The organism is Cellulosilyticum sp. (genome assembly GCF_982396655.1).
The window spans coordinates 23,378-39,403 of record NZ_CEVXFV010000016.1; the positions used below are offsets into that span (position 1 = coordinate 23,378).

General features: G+C 34.8%; 14 protein-coding genes. 10 read left to right on the forward strand and 4 right to left on the reverse strand.

Annotated features, from left to right (window positions below; all coding sequences use genetic code 11):
* Positions 1–9: 9 nt before the first annotated feature.
* The gene (locus tag AC1VAQ_RS08845) at positions 10–2,475 is read right to left on the reverse strand and encodes a glycogen/starch/alpha-glucan phosphorylase (protein WP_303244133.1); all 2,466 of its coding nucleotides are present in this window, start codon (positions 2,473–2,475) and stop codon (positions 10–12) included.
* Positions 2,476–3,013: 538 nt separating this feature from the next.
* Between AC1VAQ_RS08845 and AC1VAQ_RS08850 the strand changes: the two genes are divergently transcribed.
* Genes AC1VAQ_RS08850 through AC1VAQ_RS08865 form a run of 4 tightly spaced genes read left to right on the forward strand, consistent with a single transcriptional unit; the run spans position 3,014 to position 6,211 of the window.
* Positions 3,014–3,334, forward strand: a complete 321-nt coding sequence (locus AC1VAQ_RS08850; RefSeq protein WP_302597660.1) for a rhodanese-like domain-containing protein — start codon at positions 3,014–3,016, stop codon at positions 3,332–3,334.
* A gap of 17 nt (positions 3,335–3,351) precedes the next feature.
* Complete coding sequence (locus AC1VAQ_RS08855; protein WP_479903811.1) at positions 3,352–5,046, forward strand: FAD-dependent oxidoreductase; 1,695 nt, start codon at positions 3,352–3,354, stop codon at positions 5,044–5,046.
* Positions 5,047–5,066: 20 nt separating this feature from the next.
* Positions 5,067–5,654: a YeeE/YedE thiosulfate transporter family protein gene (locus tag AC1VAQ_RS08860; protein ID WP_479903812.1), complete on the forward strand. Its 588-nt coding sequence runs from the start codon at positions 5,067–5,069 to the stop codon at positions 5,652–5,654.
* Positions 5,651–6,211, forward strand: coding sequence for a YeeE/YedE thiosulfate transporter family protein (locus AC1VAQ_RS08865; protein ID WP_479903813.1), 561 nt, complete (start codon positions 5,651–5,653; stop codon positions 6,209–6,211). The genes AC1VAQ_RS08860 and AC1VAQ_RS08865 overlap by 4 nt, the downstream gene beginning before the upstream one ends.
* 118 nt (positions 6,212–6,329) lie before the next feature.
* Here the strand turns inward: AC1VAQ_RS08865 and AC1VAQ_RS08870 are convergent, their stop codons facing one another.
* Positions 6,330–7,013: a Crp/Fnr family transcriptional regulator gene (locus AC1VAQ_RS08870; protein WP_302597656.1), complete on the reverse strand. Its 684-nt coding sequence runs from the start codon at positions 7,011–7,013 to the stop codon at positions 6,330–6,332.
* 148 nt (positions 7,014–7,161) lie between these two features.
* On the opposite strand from AC1VAQ_RS08870, the gene AC1VAQ_RS08875 reads away from it, so the two are divergent.
* Positions 7,162–7,377, forward strand: a complete 216-nt coding sequence (locus AC1VAQ_RS08875; RefSeq protein WP_479903814.1) for a 4Fe-4S dicluster-binding protein — start codon at positions 7,162–7,164, stop codon at positions 7,375–7,377.
* A gap of 17 nt (positions 7,378–7,394) precedes the next feature.
* Entirely contained in the window at positions 7,395–7,973 is a 579-nt protein-coding gene (locus tag AC1VAQ_RS08880; protein WP_302599241.1) for a 4Fe-4S binding protein, read from the forward strand.
* A 139-nt stretch (positions 7,974–8,112) separates the two neighbouring features.
* Here the strand turns inward: AC1VAQ_RS08880 and AC1VAQ_RS08885 are convergent, their stop codons facing one another.
* Positions 8,113–9,402: a M18 family aminopeptidase gene (locus AC1VAQ_RS08885; RefSeq protein WP_302599228.1), complete on the reverse strand. Its 1,290-nt coding sequence runs from the start codon at positions 9,400–9,402 to the stop codon at positions 8,113–8,115.
* Between the two features lie 259 nt (positions 9,403–9,661).
* Between AC1VAQ_RS08885 and AC1VAQ_RS08890 the strand changes: the two genes are divergently transcribed.
* Positions 9,662–11,998, forward strand: a complete 2,337-nt coding sequence (locus AC1VAQ_RS08890) for a heavy metal translocating P-type ATPase (protein ID WP_479903815.1) — start codon at positions 9,662–9,664, stop codon at positions 11,996–11,998.
* A 123-nt stretch (positions 11,999–12,121) separates the two neighbouring features.
* Here the strand turns inward: AC1VAQ_RS08890 and AC1VAQ_RS08895 are convergent, their stop codons facing one another.
* On the reverse strand, positions 12,122–12,841 hold the full coding sequence (locus AC1VAQ_RS08895; RefSeq protein WP_302599231.1) for a hypothetical protein: 720 nt from the start codon (positions 12,839–12,841) through the stop codon (positions 12,122–12,124).
* Positions 12,842–13,082: 241 nt separating this feature from the next.
* Between AC1VAQ_RS08895 and AC1VAQ_RS08900 the strand changes: the two genes are divergently transcribed.
* From AC1VAQ_RS08900 to AC1VAQ_RS08910, 3 genes are all read left to right on the forward strand, one after another.
* Entirely contained in the window at positions 13,083–14,357 is a 1,275-nt protein-coding gene (locus tag AC1VAQ_RS08900; protein ID WP_302599233.1) for an O-acetylhomoserine aminocarboxypropyltransferase/cysteine synthase family protein, read from the forward strand.
* A 92-nt stretch (positions 14,358–14,449) separates the two neighbouring features.
* Positions 14,450–14,605, forward strand: coding sequence for a hypothetical protein (locus AC1VAQ_RS08905; protein WP_302599235.1), 156 nt, complete (start codon positions 14,450–14,452; stop codon positions 14,603–14,605).
* A gap of 447 nt (positions 14,606–15,052) precedes the next feature.
* Entirely contained in the window at positions 15,053–15,982 is a 930-nt protein-coding gene (locus tag AC1VAQ_RS08910; RefSeq protein WP_302599237.1) for a magnesium transporter CorA family protein, read from the forward strand.
* The last annotated feature ends 44 nt before the right edge of the window (positions 15,983–16,026 follow it).

Genomic DNA, 16,026 nt, shown 5'->3' on the forward strand with positions numbered 1-16,026 from the left:
AAAAGGTGCTTATTTCTTTGTTAGATTTAGAGGTTTTATATGCCAAATTTCTTCGGCGTATTGCGTGATTGTACGGTCAGAACTGAATTTACCGGAGCAAGCAGTATTAATGATGGCCATTTTGTTCCAATTCTTTTGGTCAAGATAAGCTTTAGCTACCTTTTCTTGTGCTTCATGATATGGACGGAGATCTTTAAGAATGAAGTATGGGTCAGCTAAGTTATCACCTGCACGATTGAGTAGGGATTCATAAAGTTCGATGAATAAATCTGGAGCAGAGTGAATAATGGTACCATTAATGAGTTGTTTAAGGGCTGTATTAATAGCTTCATCGTGATTATAAATATCCCAAGGGTTATAGGTGCCTGATTTATAAAGTGAAAGAACTTCTTCACAGGTTAGGCCGAAGATGAACATATTTTCGTCGCCGACTTCTTCATAAATTTCAATATTGGCACCATCCAATGTACCGATAGTAAGAGCACCGTTAAGCATGAATTTCATGTTACTGGTACCGGATGCTTCTTTACTAGCTGTAGAAATCTGCTCACTGACATTGGCAGCAGGGATAATGATTTCTGCATTAGAAACGCAGTAATTTTCAATAAACACAACAGTGAGATATTTATTTACATCAGAGTCATTGTTAACCATATCAGCTACAGCATTGATGAGTTTGATAATGAGTTTGGCACGTCTGTAGCCTGGAGCAGCCTTAGCACCGAAGATAAAGGTACGTGGCACATAGTCACCGTTTGGATTGGCTTTGATTTCATTGTAAAGCATAAGAATATTAAGGACATTCATAAGTTGTCTCTTATATTCGTGAAGGCGTTTTACCTGTACATCAAAGATGGAGTCTGGATTAACAATGATATTGTTATGGTCTTTAATATACTGTGCAAGGCGAAGTTTATTATTATATTTAACTTGGCTGTAGGCATCAATGAAAGAAGCATCTTGAGAATAAGGAAGAAGTTTTTTGAGTGAGGTCAAATCAGTATACCATTCACCGCCGATTGTTTCTGTGATGAGATTTGCTAGCTCTGGATTAGAATGACCAAGCCAACGGCGCTGGGTAATACCATTCGTTTTATTGTTGAATTTATCAGGGTAGATTTGATAGAAGTTCTTAAGTAAGTCATTTTTTAAGATTTCAGTATGAATAGCAGCTACACCGTTTACAGAGAAACTACCCACGATAGCGAGATAAGCCATTTTGATTTGGCCGTCACAGATAATAGCCATATCGTGAATAATGTGTTCTGGTAAGTGATGTACTTCGCGTAGTTCAATACAGAAGCGGCGGTTAATTTCTTCAACGATTTGATAAACACGAGGAAGAAGTGTCTTAAAGAGTTCAATTGGCCATCTTTCTAAGGCTTCAATCATAATCGTATGATTTGTGTAAGCACATGTATGTGTCGTGATATAGAAAGCATCATCCCAGCCGAGGTTTTCTTCATCAATTAAAATACGCATGAGCTCAGCCACAGCAATGGCAGGGTGTGTATCGTTCATTTGGAAGACAACTTTTTGAGGAAGGTCGTAGATATTAGAGTTAGATTTTTTGAATTTTGCAATAGCAGATTGAACAGTTGCAGAAACGAAGAAGTATTGTTGTTTAAGGCGTAGTGCTTTACCTTGGTAATGATTATCATTAGGGTAGAGAACTTCTACTAAGGTTTTGGCTAAAGTTTGTTGTTGTACGGCTTTTTCATAGGCACCTTGATCAAAGAAACGAAGAACAAATTTTTCAGGTGCTTCAGCATCCCAGAGTCTAAGGCCATTTACAAAGCCATTTTTATAGCCAAGGATTGGCATATCATAAGGTATGGCTAAAACGGATTCAAAGTCTTTTTGTTCATAATGCACATTTCCATTTTCATCACAGTAACTGAAAACACTACCACCGAATTTAACTTCCTGGGCATTGTCATTACGTTTAACTTCCCAAGGATTACCGTTAGCAAGCCAATCATCAGGATGTTCAACTTGATAACCATCTTTAATTTCTTGTTTAAAGATACCATAGTTATAACGGATGCCACAGCCATAAGCAGGATAAGAAAGGGTAGAAAGTGAGTCTAAGAAACATGCAGCTAATCGGCCTAAACCACCATTGCCAAGTCCAGCATCGGGTTCTTGATCTTCGATGATAGAAAGGTCAATATCAATTTTTAGCTCATTGAGTGCTTCTTTGACCTTATCCATAATACCTAAGTTGACTAAGTTATTGCCAAGTGCACGCCCAACTAAAAATTCCATAGATAAGTAATAAAGTGTTTTAGGGGCTTCTGTATTATAAACTCTTTGTGTTTCAATCCAATCATCTGTAAGAATGTCACGTGTAGCAAAAGCAACGGCTTGATAAAGTTCTTGAGGAGAAGCGTCACTTAATGTTTTCCTAGAGAAATTTCTTACATGGTCTAAAATTTCTTTCTTAAATTTTTCTTTATTAAATTTAACAGACATAGGCTTACCTCCAATACAATAAATAGTAATTACGAATTTATTATAAGCAAGTAGATATAGATAACTTATAGTGCATTAAGTAGCACATCCTTCTCAGCGATGCATACTATTAGTTTATTAAGAGACTAATCAAAATATCATAAGAACAACTTATGTTTCCATGTTATCTATATAAATTATTGTCAATTTTAAATTATCTAAACAGTCAATATAATTATACAATAAAAATGGACAGTGGTTAAGTAAAATTTTGAGATTTTTTATGAATAAATGGAAGGAAAATGGCAGTATGCTATTAATAGACACATGCTTATGTAGAAAAAAATAAAAAAGAAGACAATAAAGAGTATGTGACTAAGTCACAGATTACAAAAATAAATTAATTTATAATGAATTTAAGAGTTTATATAGAGAAACCAACTAAAACCTTGAAATATACATGTAGGCAAATAAGTTTCTCTCAATGATTTCACATAACTAAAAGCTATGAATAACTAAATTTTATAAATGTGAAATCTATAAGAAAGGGGTAAGTAAGATGTTTTCGTTTTTTAGAAAAGATACAAGTGACAGCATAAATATAAAGGACTTAGATGCTTTAGTCGGTAAGATTAATTTAATAGATATAAGAGAAAGTTATGAATTCCAAGGAGGGAGTATAAAAACTGCTAAGAATATTCCTATGGGAGATTTATTAGAAACACCAGAACGTTATTTGAAGAAGGAAAGTAAGTACTACATTATGTGTCAATCAGGTATGCGAAGCAGTAGAACCGTTAGCACACTGCAAAAGGCTGGATATGATGTGATTAATGTGCAGGGTGGTATGGGAAACTATAGAGGAAGCAATAGAATATAAATAAGGAGGTTAACAAGATGAAAATATTAATCGTAGGTGGTGTAGCAGGAGGGGCTTCTGCAGCAGCTAAACTTAGACGTTTTAGTGAAGAGGATGAAATTATTATGTTTGAAAGAGGACCTCATGTTTCTTTTTCAAATTGTGCATTACCTTATCATTTAAGTGGCATGATTGAACCTGCAAGCAGGCTTGTACTGATGAATCCAGAGAAATTTAAGAAACAGTACAATATTGAAGCAAGAGTAAATGAAGAAGTTGTGGCTATTGATAGAGCACGTAAAATTATTAAAATCAAAAAGGTTTTAACCGGTGAGGTATACGAAGAAAGCTATGACAAACTTATTTTATCTCCAGGCGCCAAACCTAACAAACCAGAGATTCAGGGCAGCGAAAATATGCCTATATTTACAGTACGTAATGTAGAAGATATCGCTAAAATTAAATCATATATGGTAGAAAATAAGTTAACACAAATAGCCATTGTAGGTGGTGGCTATATTGGTATTGAAGTAGCGGAAAACATCCGAGAAGCTGGCTATGAGGTAAGTTTGATTGAAGGTGCCCCACAAATTCTTCGTACTTTTGATGAAGAAATGGTGCAAGTATTTCATAAGGTATTAGATGATCACGGCGTGAAACTTTTATTAAATCATCAGATTAAGGCGTTAGAAAAGGATTATGTGATTTTATCAGATGATACAAAAGTTCCAGCACAAATGGTAATTATGGCAATAGGTGTACATGCAGAAAATGAATTAGCTAAAATGGCAGGTTTAGAAGTTACGCAAATGGGAAGCATTGCAGTAGATAACAGCTTTAGGACAAATGACCCAGATATTTATGCGATTGGTGATGCTATAGAAGTAAATTCACTTTTAACAGATGAGAAAATGCGACTTACTTTAGCAGGCCCAGCTCAAAAGGCAGCTAGAGCAGTAGCTGGTCATATTAATGGAGAAGAAGTGAAAAAGCAAGCTTATATAGGAAGCAGTGCGATTAAGGTTTTTGATTACAATGGCGCATCTACAGGACTTACAGAGGCACAAATCAAGATGAAGAATCTTAGTATCAAGTATGATAAAGTTCACTTTATGTTAGGAGATAAGGTAGGCCTTATGCCTGATAGCAGTCCAATGCATTTTAAACTGATTTATGAAGTGCCATCAGGCAGAGTTTTAGGTGCACAAGCAATTGGTAAAGGCAGTGTAGACAAACGAATAGATGTGATTGCTACAGCTATGAAGTTTAATGCAACAGTTTATGACCTTAGAGAATTAGAACTTTGTTATGCGCCACCTTTTGGTACGGCTAAGGACATCGTAAATTATGCGGGCTTTATTGCATGTAATGTATTAGAAGGCCGTTTTAAACAAATTACAGTAGATAAGGTAAGGGATTTAGTTGCACAAGGTGCTTATATCGTAGATGTAAGAGAAGAAGGGGAATATGAGAGAGGTCATATTAAAGGAGCTCACTTAGTACCACTCAGCAAGTTAAGAGAAAGTCTATCTGAGATTCCAAAGGACCAACCTGTTTATATTCACTGTCGTACAGGACAAAGAAGTTATAATGCCGTTTTAGCTCTTCAAAACTTAGGATATGATCAAGTCATTAATATTACAGGTGGTTTCTTAGGTCTTAGTTTCTATGAATATTTTAAGGATAAGACAGAGGATAGGGAAAGCATTTTAACAAATTACAATTTTAATTAACAAATCAAGGGAGTAACAAAATGAAAAAATCGGATTGGCTAAAAAATGCACTTGTTCTAGGAATAGTATTTTTCATCGCTATTTGGTTTGTAAAACCGGTAGGAGTATCTACTCAGTTTAGTGTGCTTAGTGGCATAGTGCATAGTACGATAAATCAGGATGTGATTACGAAGGACCCTACAAGGGAATCTGGTTATAGGAGCACAAATGCTTATTATGATCGACATGAAGGAAAGTTGGCAAAAAGTATCAAAGAGCCACTTAATTATGATTTCGTCTTCGTACTGGGTATGCCTATAGGGGCATATATCATGTACCGCTTAAATCGCAAAAAACAACCTTCTCGTATGTCTGATGTAGGCGAGGTGTCAGGTGCATGTGAAGCAAAACAAAGCTTCATAAGGCGAGATGGACCAAGTTTTGTAGGCGGTTTCCTAATTTTATTCGGTGCACGAATGGCAGATGGCTGTACAAGTGGACATATGATGAGCGGGATGATGCAAGGTGCTGTAAGTGGTTATATCTTTGCGGGTGCCGTATTTATAGTAGCCATTCCTACAGCCATTGTTATCGGTAAGAATGCTAAAAGAAAGGCGGCAGACAAATGAAAATTGTAGAAGGACTCATATTAGGAGCATTATTTGGCGGGGCGCTATATTATGTAGGAGCCTCCAACCCTAAAAAGTTATTAAGTATGTTAAGACTTCAAGATTTAAGTCTTATGAAAATTATTTTCTTTGCCATTGGCTTGGGAAGTACATTACTTTCAATTGCTGCCTTAGTAGGCATATTTGATATTTCACATCTTAGCATCAAAACAACTCATTTAGGCGTTATTATAGGCGGACTTATTTTTGGAGTAGGATTTGGTTCTTTAGGAACTTGCCCTGGAACATGTGTGGCAGCTACATCTAGCGGCGGAAAAGGTAAAGCAATCTCAGCCGTAATCGGCGGTTTATTTGGTGCATTTGCTTTCTCTGAGACATATGGCTACTTTAATCAAATGGGCCTATTTGATACCATGAATTTAGGAAAGCTTACATGGTTTAATATTTCAGACCAGTTTCAATCAGTATTTGGAATGGGCTATGTAGGGCTCCTTATAGTAGGAATTCTCTTCATGATAGTAGGGACCGTGCTACCTATAAAGTTGTTAAAAGAGTAAAGGAAGTATCATAAAAATAGAGTCATAAAAATAGAGTCATAAAAATAGAGTCATTACAGAATAAGTTTTGTAATGACTCTATTTTTATAGGATATGGTTTTAAAATTTTCTAGTCAAATTAGCTCGACTGTAGTGCAAGTTTCTTTAACTTAGCAAGGTCAATAAGTTTAATTTCACCCCGGTGAGAGGTGATAAGCCCTTCGGAAACAAAGTATTTTATCATACGAGAGACTACCTCTCTAGCACTTCCCATATACTTGGCAATTTGTTCATGCGTTAGATGAATGGTGTAAGTGTTATTTTTATTGGCCTCGTCTAATAAGAAGATGGCTAGCCTTTGATCGAAATTCATAAAAAGAATTTGTTCCATAGCCCACATCACATCTGAAAACTTATCAGCTGTTGCCTTGTAAGAGAAGTTTTCTACATAAATATTTTCTGCCATTAACCTAGAAAAAATGTGGCTGCTAATGACCAGAACTTCCGTTTTTGATTCTGAATCCACATGAATATCAAAAGTTACATTTGATAAGACACAAGAAGCAGAGAGCATGCAGATCTCACCAGGATAAAGCCTATACAGTGTAATGTCTTTACCTTTATTAGAAAGCATATATGAACGGATGCAGCCCTGTTTTACAATAAGTACGCCTAGACAATTGTTATCGCCACCGTGGATGGTTTCACCTGGTTGATAGGAGGCAGTATGCACATGGCGTTTGAGCTCCTCCTGTTCATCTAAAGTGAGTTTATCCCAAAAAGTTAAAGTCTTTTTTAAAAGTAATAAATCCTCATCAGACATAGGAACCTCCTCATTATATATTTTTATGATGATATCATTTTTCTGAGATTTTTTCTGTGAGTTAGTCACCTTTATACTGTAACCTAGTTACAGAAAAATATCTATGATATTGGTAAACTAAGGTAAAGTTAAAGTTTAGGAGGATATTATGCCTGTTAGAAAAAAGAAATATGCCAGTGTGAGAGAGAAAGAATGTGTTGCATGTGGTACTTGTACTTTAGTGTGTCCCAAGGAGGCGATAACAGTGCCAAGAGGGATTACGGCTCAGGTAGATGAGGCATTGTGCATCGGCTGTGGGCTTTGTAAAAAGGTATGCCCAGCTTCTGTGATTGAAATACTTGAAAGAGAAGCTGAGAGGAGTTAATAAGAGGAGTTAATAAGATGAAGAAAAAGAAGAATTGGTATGATTATTTGTGGATTACATCAGCCCTTTATTTAGTTTTAGGCTTCGTAAATATTTTATTTGCATGGCTAGGAATAATATGTTTTATAGTACCACTCGTCATAGCTGCCACAAAAGGGAATAAAGCCTATTGCAATAAATATTGTGGTCGTGGGCAATTATTTGAATTACTAGGCAATCAATTAAATTTATCAAGGAAAAAAGATATACCGGGTTTTCTTAGAACCAAATGGTTTCGATATGGATTTTTAGTATTTTTCCTTGCAATGTTTATGAATATGGTGTTTTCAACATACTTAGTATTAGAAGGAACAAGAGGATTAAAGGCAATCGTTACATTATTGTGGTCGATTAAATTACCTTGGCATTGGGCTTATACAGGTAATACAGTTTCACCATGGGTGGCGCAGTTTGCTTTTGGCTTTTATAGTATGATGCTGACTTCTACCGTTTTAGGCATGTTTACAATGGCACTTTATAAACCTCGTTCATGGTGTGTATATTGCCCAATGGGGACAATGACGCAAGGAATTTGCAAAATGAAGCATCATAAGTAAGATAGATGAGTTAAGGCTATAAAAATATTATTGTATAGGTATAAATAAAGAAGAGATGTCTCAGAACTATAAATAGTTTTAAGACATCTCTTTTCTAGCTCTTAAGGATAACTTATGAGCTGTTTATTTAATTTATTGATTATAAGCTAAAGAATGCTTTAAGTGCCTCAGCAGTATGAATGAAGTCAGCTGCGGCCATAAGTTCACGCGCTGAATGCATTGCAAGCATTGGTGTTCCAATATCTACTGAACGGATACCAAGGTGTGAAGTTGCAAGTGGCCCAATAGTTGAACCGCCTCTTTCATCAGAGCGATTTACAAAGACTTGGAATGGAATATCATTAGCTTTGCAAAGTGCTGCAAATACCCCATAAGAGTCACTATCAGTTGTATAGCTGAAGTTTGCATTAACTTTGATAGCTGGTCCATTACCTGGAAGAACTTTATTAGTTGGGTCGCTCTTTTCCATGTAGTTTGGATGTGAAAGATGAGCAACGTCGGCAGAAATAATGAAAGAATTTGCGTAAGCAGTGAAGAGATCTTCTCTTGTTTTACCAAGTGCAAGTAAGATTCTTTCTAAAATATTGCCAAGCATTGGAGAATCAGCACCTTGTTTTGTATGGCTACCGATTTCTTCATTATCGAAGCAAACAAACATAGAAACCCCTTTTGTACTTGTGTTATTTAAAATGCCATAAAGACCACTATAAGTCATAGATAAGTCATCAAGACGTGGTGCAGAGATAAACTCTTCATTTAAACCAACAAGCATGCTTTTTTCAAATGGATAGAGGTACAGGTCTGCATCTAAGATATCTTCTTTTGCTACATCTAAAGTTTCTGCCATAAGTGTCAGCATAAAGTTTTCATCAGCTGGCTCGTTAAGGTAAGTAAGAATTGGAAGTGTATCTTTTTGCTTATTGATACTTACGCCGCTATTTACTTCGCGATTCATATGAATTGCTAAGTTTGGAATAATAAGAATAGGTTTATTGATATCAATAAGACGCATTTCTGGGAATAAAACGTTATCACTTTTAACAGCAACGCGTCCTGCTACAGAAAGCGGGCGGTCAAACCAGGTGCTAAGAATTGGTCCACCATAGCCTTCTGTATTTAATTTAATATAGTTATCGCTTTGCATTTGTGGATTTGGTTTGATTCTAAATCCAGGTACATCACCATGAGCTCCTACAATTTTGAATCCTTCTTTTTCTATATCTAAGGAGTTGATGCAAAAAGCTGCAAGGGCAGAATCATTAGTCGTTGTATAATATTTACCACCTTGCTGTAAAGTCCAAGGTGCTCTTTGGTCTAAATAAGTAAAGCCATGTGCTTCTAAAATCTCTTTACAAGCTGAGATTGTGTGGAACATTGTTGGACTTGCATCAATGAAGTCCATAAGTTGTTTTGTAAGCTGAGCTGTCATAAAAACCTCCTAAGTTGAATGAATTATTTTCCTTATTATAGCATTAAAAGATGAGGATGACATGTTGGATGATATAAATATTATTTACAAGTAGAGAAAACCTTATTTAAAAGGGATGAACTAAAATAGTAAAATAAAAAAATATACTCATAACTATAAATATTCGTTGACAAAAATGAAGTATTTGCATATTATAATTATAGATAAACATATGAGCAATCATTCATATATAAAAATAAATAAAGGAAGAGGTGGGGCTATGAAAGAAGCATTTTGTTTAGAAATTGAAAATCTTAATTGCGCACACTGTGCAGGCAAGATTGAAGAAAGATTAAAAAAAGAACCTAATGTAAGCGATTTAGAGCTTAACTTTATGTTAAAGAAGTTAAAGTTTAATATGGATACTCAAATGAGCGAAGCTGAAGTTATAGAACATATGAGCCGTATTGCAGATGGCATTGAAAAAGGGGTTAACTTTAAGTCAAATGGAGAGACACATAAATCATTTGAATTTAGAATTGAGAACTTAGACTGTGGTCATTGTGCAAGTAAAATTGAAGCAAGACTTAAACAAGAAACAAACATTAAAAACCTAGAACTTAACTTCATGCGTAAAAAGTTGAGTTTCCAAATGGATACTCAGATGAATGCTAAAGAAGTAGGAGAATACATTCGTATAATTGGTGATGAAATTGAAAAAGGGATAAAATTTATCCCTGAGGGTGAAGAAGAAGCAGAAGTAGAGCAAAGTACTAAGACAGGAAAAGGCCGTAATAAAGAAGCAATCCTTATGGGAATTAGTATTGCGTTATTAATAGGAGGCGCTCTTACAGATTTTAATCCATTATTTATTGTTGCCTATATTTTAGTAGGTTATGATGTAATTCTTCAGGCTGGTCGCAATTTAATTAAAGGAAGAATGTTAGATGAAAACTTCCTTATGACAATAGCAACTATTGCAGCATTTGCCATTGGGCAATATCCAGAAGCAGTAGCAGTTATGCTCTTCTATAAAATTGGTGAATATATGCAAGGCCGCGCGGTAGACTATTCTACACGTGAAATTGAAAAAGCGATGGATATTCGCCCAGAGTTTGCCAGAGTTATAAGAGGAGGCGAAAAGATCGTTTCACCTAAAGAAGTGCGCATTGGTGAAATTATAGAAGTTAGACCAGGAGAAAAGGTACCTTTAGATGGTGAAATTATAGAAGGTAAAGGAACACTTGATATATCAATGCTTACAGGTGAATCACTCCCAAGCTATGTAAGTGCTGGAGATAAGGTATTAAGCGGTAGCATTAATAAAGATGGTATTATCAAGATTAAAGTAACTACAGGATTTAAAGATAGTACAGTTTCTAAAATCTTAGATCTTATTCAAAATGCAAGTAGCAAGAAATCTAAATCAGAAAACTTCATTACTAAATTTGCAAGATGGTATACACCAATTGTAGTAGGACTCGCAATCTTTACAGCAATTGTGCCTTCTATTGTAACAGGAGATTATAGAACTTGGATTTATAACAGTATCGTATTCTTAGTTATTTCTTGTCCTTGTGCCCTTGTAGTTTCTGTACCACTTGGTTTCTTTGCAGGAATTGGAGCAGCTTCCAAGGCACAAATCCTTGTAAAAGGAAGTAACTATTTAGAAGAGCTTAATCATATTGATACAATTGTTCTTGATAAAACAGGAACAATTACAAAAGGTCAATTCGGTGTAACCCAAATCATTACAAATGGGGTAAGCAAGGAAGCATTACTTGAGGTTGCAGCAATTATTGAAAGCGGTTCAAATCATCCAATTGCAAAATCAGTTGTAAATGCTTATTCAGGGGAACTTCCTAAAGTTAATTTTGAAGAGTTCAAAGAGATTAGTGGTGCTGGACTTTTAGCAAAAGTGGACGGGAAAACACTTCTTGCAGGTAATGATAAATTAATGAAACAATTTAATATTAACTATGTCCCTACTGCAGAAATTGGCTCACATATTTATGTAGCTCAAGATGATGTATACTTAGGCTGCATTGTTGTAGCTGATGAAATTAAAGAAGATAGTGCAGAGGCTATTAGAAAGCTTAAAGCACAAGGTATTAAAAAAGTAGTTATGCTTACAGGTGATAAAAAAGAAATTGCTGAAAGCATTGGGGCTAAAGTAGGTGTAGATGAAGTTTGCAGTGAACTGTTACCAAGTGATAAAGTAGAAAAAGTAGAAGCTTTATTAGGAACACATCGTGTTGCTTTTGTTGGAGATGGAATCAATGATGCACCTGTTTTAGCAAGAGCAGATATTGGTATTGCTATGGGCGGCGTAGGTTCAGATGCAGCCATTGAAGCATCTGACGTAGTACTTATGACAGATAGACTTACATCTATTAGTGATGTACTAAAAGTAGCAAAAAGAACAAGAACAATTGTAACTCAAAACATTGTCTTTGCTTTAGGTGTAAAGGTTATAGTTTTAATCTTAGGTATCTTAGGTATTGCAAATATGTGGCTAGCAATCTTTGCTGATGTAGGTGTATCGCTTATTGCAGTAATGAATTCTATTAGAATTTTAGGTAAAGATTTTAGACATATGTTTAAGGTGATGAAATAATAGTGAAAAGATTGGGGAAAACGTATAAGATAATTACCGATAATGTGGATAAAGTATAACGTTAAAATAGGTGAGACAGCACTTCTTAGAAGTGCCATCTCACCTATTTTAGATTAGAAAGGTTTAGTAGTTTAAGTTTTTAATTTCTTCTAGGTAGTGTTTACGAAGGACTTGTGCCATGGTAAGTTGGCTATCAGGGATAGGGATTTCTAAGATAAAGTAAGGTGAATCATCATATTCAATTTGTCCATAGATAAATTGAAGTGTAGGTTCACCTTCCGTTGCAATAAGCACATTATCTAAAAAGTAAATGGATTTTTGCAGTGTATAAATATCATCTAAGAAGTAAATTGTGTCATCACCAAAGATGATATCAACAGGAGAATTAGAAAGCGTATTAAAGTAAGCGTTAGTAATAAGAAAGCCAATGAGTAGGAAAAGAAAGCTTACCAAGGGACCGAGATAAGAGACTGCTGGAAAGTAGGTAGAGATGAAAGTACAGCTAAAGATAAGAACAAGGATAAAGGTGAGAAATAATGTGCAGAGTGCATTATGTCGATGTTCTTTAATTGTCTTAATGATAAGGGAAGAAGTGTGAGGCATGAAGGTAAACCTTGTTATAGTAGGAATATCATTATCTTCTAATGCCTTCATAACAGTGTATTTTCTATGATGAACGGCAAATGCCGATAAGCCGATAAAAATAAAACAAATGGCACATAATGCAAGCAAGTTTTCCGTACTAGGAGAGAGTGTAGGGGCAAGTAGATTGCAAAGTATACATAGGAAGCCGATGATAAGGATTATAAGAGAAATGATGCAATGGATATAGGTTTTTTTCATACTCTTCCTCCTTAAGGGAAAAAGCGGTGTCTAGTAACTATTATATGAAAAGGGAGAAAATGTGCGCCTGGCCTCATGAAAAATGACGGTAAATATTTAAAACATAGTATACATATTGACATTTAGGGAATGGAGTAATAAAATACAATAAAATCTAAAAAAAATAAACATTTCAAAATACATTAAAGCTCAAGTAAAAGTGTAAAATGAAGTGATTTAAATTAATAAGGAGGATGGATATATGGCAGATTGGAAGTTTGATACATTACAAGTTCACGGGGGGCAAGAAGTAGATCCAGTAACTAAATCAAGAGCAGTGCCTATTTACCAAACTACATCTTATGTGTTTGATAACTGCGAGCATGGGGCAAACTTGTTTGGATTAAAAGAAGGGGGAAACATCTATACACGTTTAATGAATCCAACTTCAGATGTTTTTGAAAAAAGAGTGGCATTACTTGAAGGCGGTAAAGCTGCACTTGCAGTTGCATCAGGTTCAGCAGCCATTGCTTACTCAGTAATGAATATTGCAGAAAGTGGAGATAATATTGTTTCAGCAAGTACATTATATGGTGGTACATATCACTTATTTGTAGATACATTACCTAAATATGGCATTACAACTAAGTTTGTAGACCCAGATGATTTTGCAGCATATGAAGAGGCTATTGATGAGAGAACAAAAGCTATTTATGTTGAAACATTAGGCAATCCAAGTATTAATGTTATCGATTTAGAAAAAGTAGCAGAGATTGCACATAAACATGACATACCACTTATTGTAGATAATACATTTGGAACACCATATTTAGTAAGACCTATTGAATTTGGTGCAGATATCGTAGTACATTCAGCTACTAAATATATTGGTGGACACGGAACAAGTATCGGCGGTGTGATAGTAGATGGTGGTAACTTTAACTGGAAAAATGGGAAATTCCCAGGATTTACAACGCCAGACCCTGGATATAATGGTGTAGTTTATGGTGACCTGGAGAATAATGTAGGATTTGTAACAAAAGTTAGATTACAACTTCTAAGAGATACAGGTGCATGTATTAGTCCATTTAATTCATTCTTATTATTACAAGGACTAGAGACACTTTCACTTCGCGTACAAAGACACGTGGAAAATGCAAAGAAAATCACAGCGTACCTTGAAAATCATCCTAAAGTAGCTTGGGTAAACTATGCATCTCTTCCAAGCAACAAATATTATGAACTTGCACAAAAGTATTGCCCTAAAGGATCTGGTGCAATCTTCTCATTTGGTCTTAAAGGCGGTAAAGAAGCTTGTATTAGTTTCATTGAAAAGCTTAAGATTTTCTCATTACTTGCTAATGTAGCAGATGCTAAATCACTTATCATTCACCCAGCAAGTACAACACATGCACAACTTAATGATGAACAGTTAAAAGCAGCTGGGGTAGGGCAAGATTTAATCCGTGTATCAGTTGGTATTGAAGATGCGGAGGATTTAATTGCAGATTTAGAGCAAGCATTAGCACAAATCTAAGCTTTGCTAAACTCTATGAATAAAACTGATTTCATCACTACATACTAACTTAAAAGTATATAACTTTAATATTAGTAAAGGTGGTGAAAGATATGGCTAAAGCTGGTATGAGACGTCCTGATGTAAATGAACCTCATGGCACTGAAAGCAATCACAAAACACATTATTCAAAAGACCCACAAAAAGAGGTAAGCGAAATTCAAGGCAAGGCCAAATGTGGGAACAAAAAAGCAGGTAAGATTTATTAGATTAATATCTAAGAATAAACTGAAAGAAGCTTTTCCTAAAGTATAAAATACAAGGAAAGGCTTCTTTTTATATTTAAATTATATTTAAAGTACAATTGGTAAATTATTTCTTTATAATTTCTTCTTATAGCAAGTCAATTTACTTGACAGTTAATAAAGAATAAAATACTATTAATAAGGATGCTTTGGTATTAAAAAGCAGAAAAATAAAAATACTATTTAGGAGTGTGAGTATAAATGGATGCGGAACCGAGTTGTAGGTGTAAGCTGACAAAATTAAATAAAAATACTCACCTTATTTTATGTTTAAAATAACTTTTTAGGCCGACATGAGATGTTTACATATCATGCTTTGCATAACTATTTATGCCATTTGCAAATTTACTTATGCCTGCTTAAAGAAGTTACTTTAAAGTGGGCTAAGGTGAAGAATGAGGGTGTAATAGCATGAAAGAAATCTATAAAACATTTGATACGGGATTAGTACAGCTAGATGCATTTGAAGATGGGGCATGGATTAATTTATGTAACCCAACACCTCAGGAAATCAATGAGGTAGCAACAGAATTTAGCATAGAAACAAATCACATTTTATCAGCTTTGGATGAAGAGGAACGCGCACGTATAGAGGTAGATGATAACTGTACCGTTATTATCGTTGACGTTCCTATTAAAGAAAATGATGACCATAATGGTTATGCAACTATTCCATTAACGATTATCATTGGAGATAAATATATTATTACCACATGTCTTCAGCAGTTACAGTTACTAGAAGATTTTAAATCAGGTAAAATTAAAGGATTCTTTACTTTTAAAAAGACGAGATTTATTCTCCAATTACTATATAAAAATGCATCTTACTTCTTACAGTATCTAAGACATATTGACCGTTTGAGCCATCAAATGGAAGTAGAACTTCATAAATCTATGAGAAATAAAGAACTTCTGCAATTATTTGATTTAGAGAAGAGTTTGGTATATTTTACAACATCCTTAAGAGCAAATGAAATTGTTCTTGAAAAGATGATGCGTATGGAAAATATCAAGCGTTATCCAGAAGATGAAGATTTACTTGAAGACGTAATTATTGAAAATAAACAGGCCATTGAGATGGCAAATATATATAGCAATATTTTAGGTGGGACAATGGATGCCTTTTCATCTATTATTTCTAACAACTTAAATATTGCAATGAAAACACTTACTTCTATTACAATTATCATGGCTGTACCAACAATTATAGGTAGTTTCTGGGGGATGAATGTACCAGTACCACTTGAAGGACAGCCACATGCCTTTAGCATAATTATTATATGGTCTATTGTAGTCACAGGAATTATTGCTGTAATTATGATGAAGAAGAAACTTTTCTAAAAGTGAAAAGGAAAAGTGAAAAGGAAAGAGTGAAAAATAGAGAA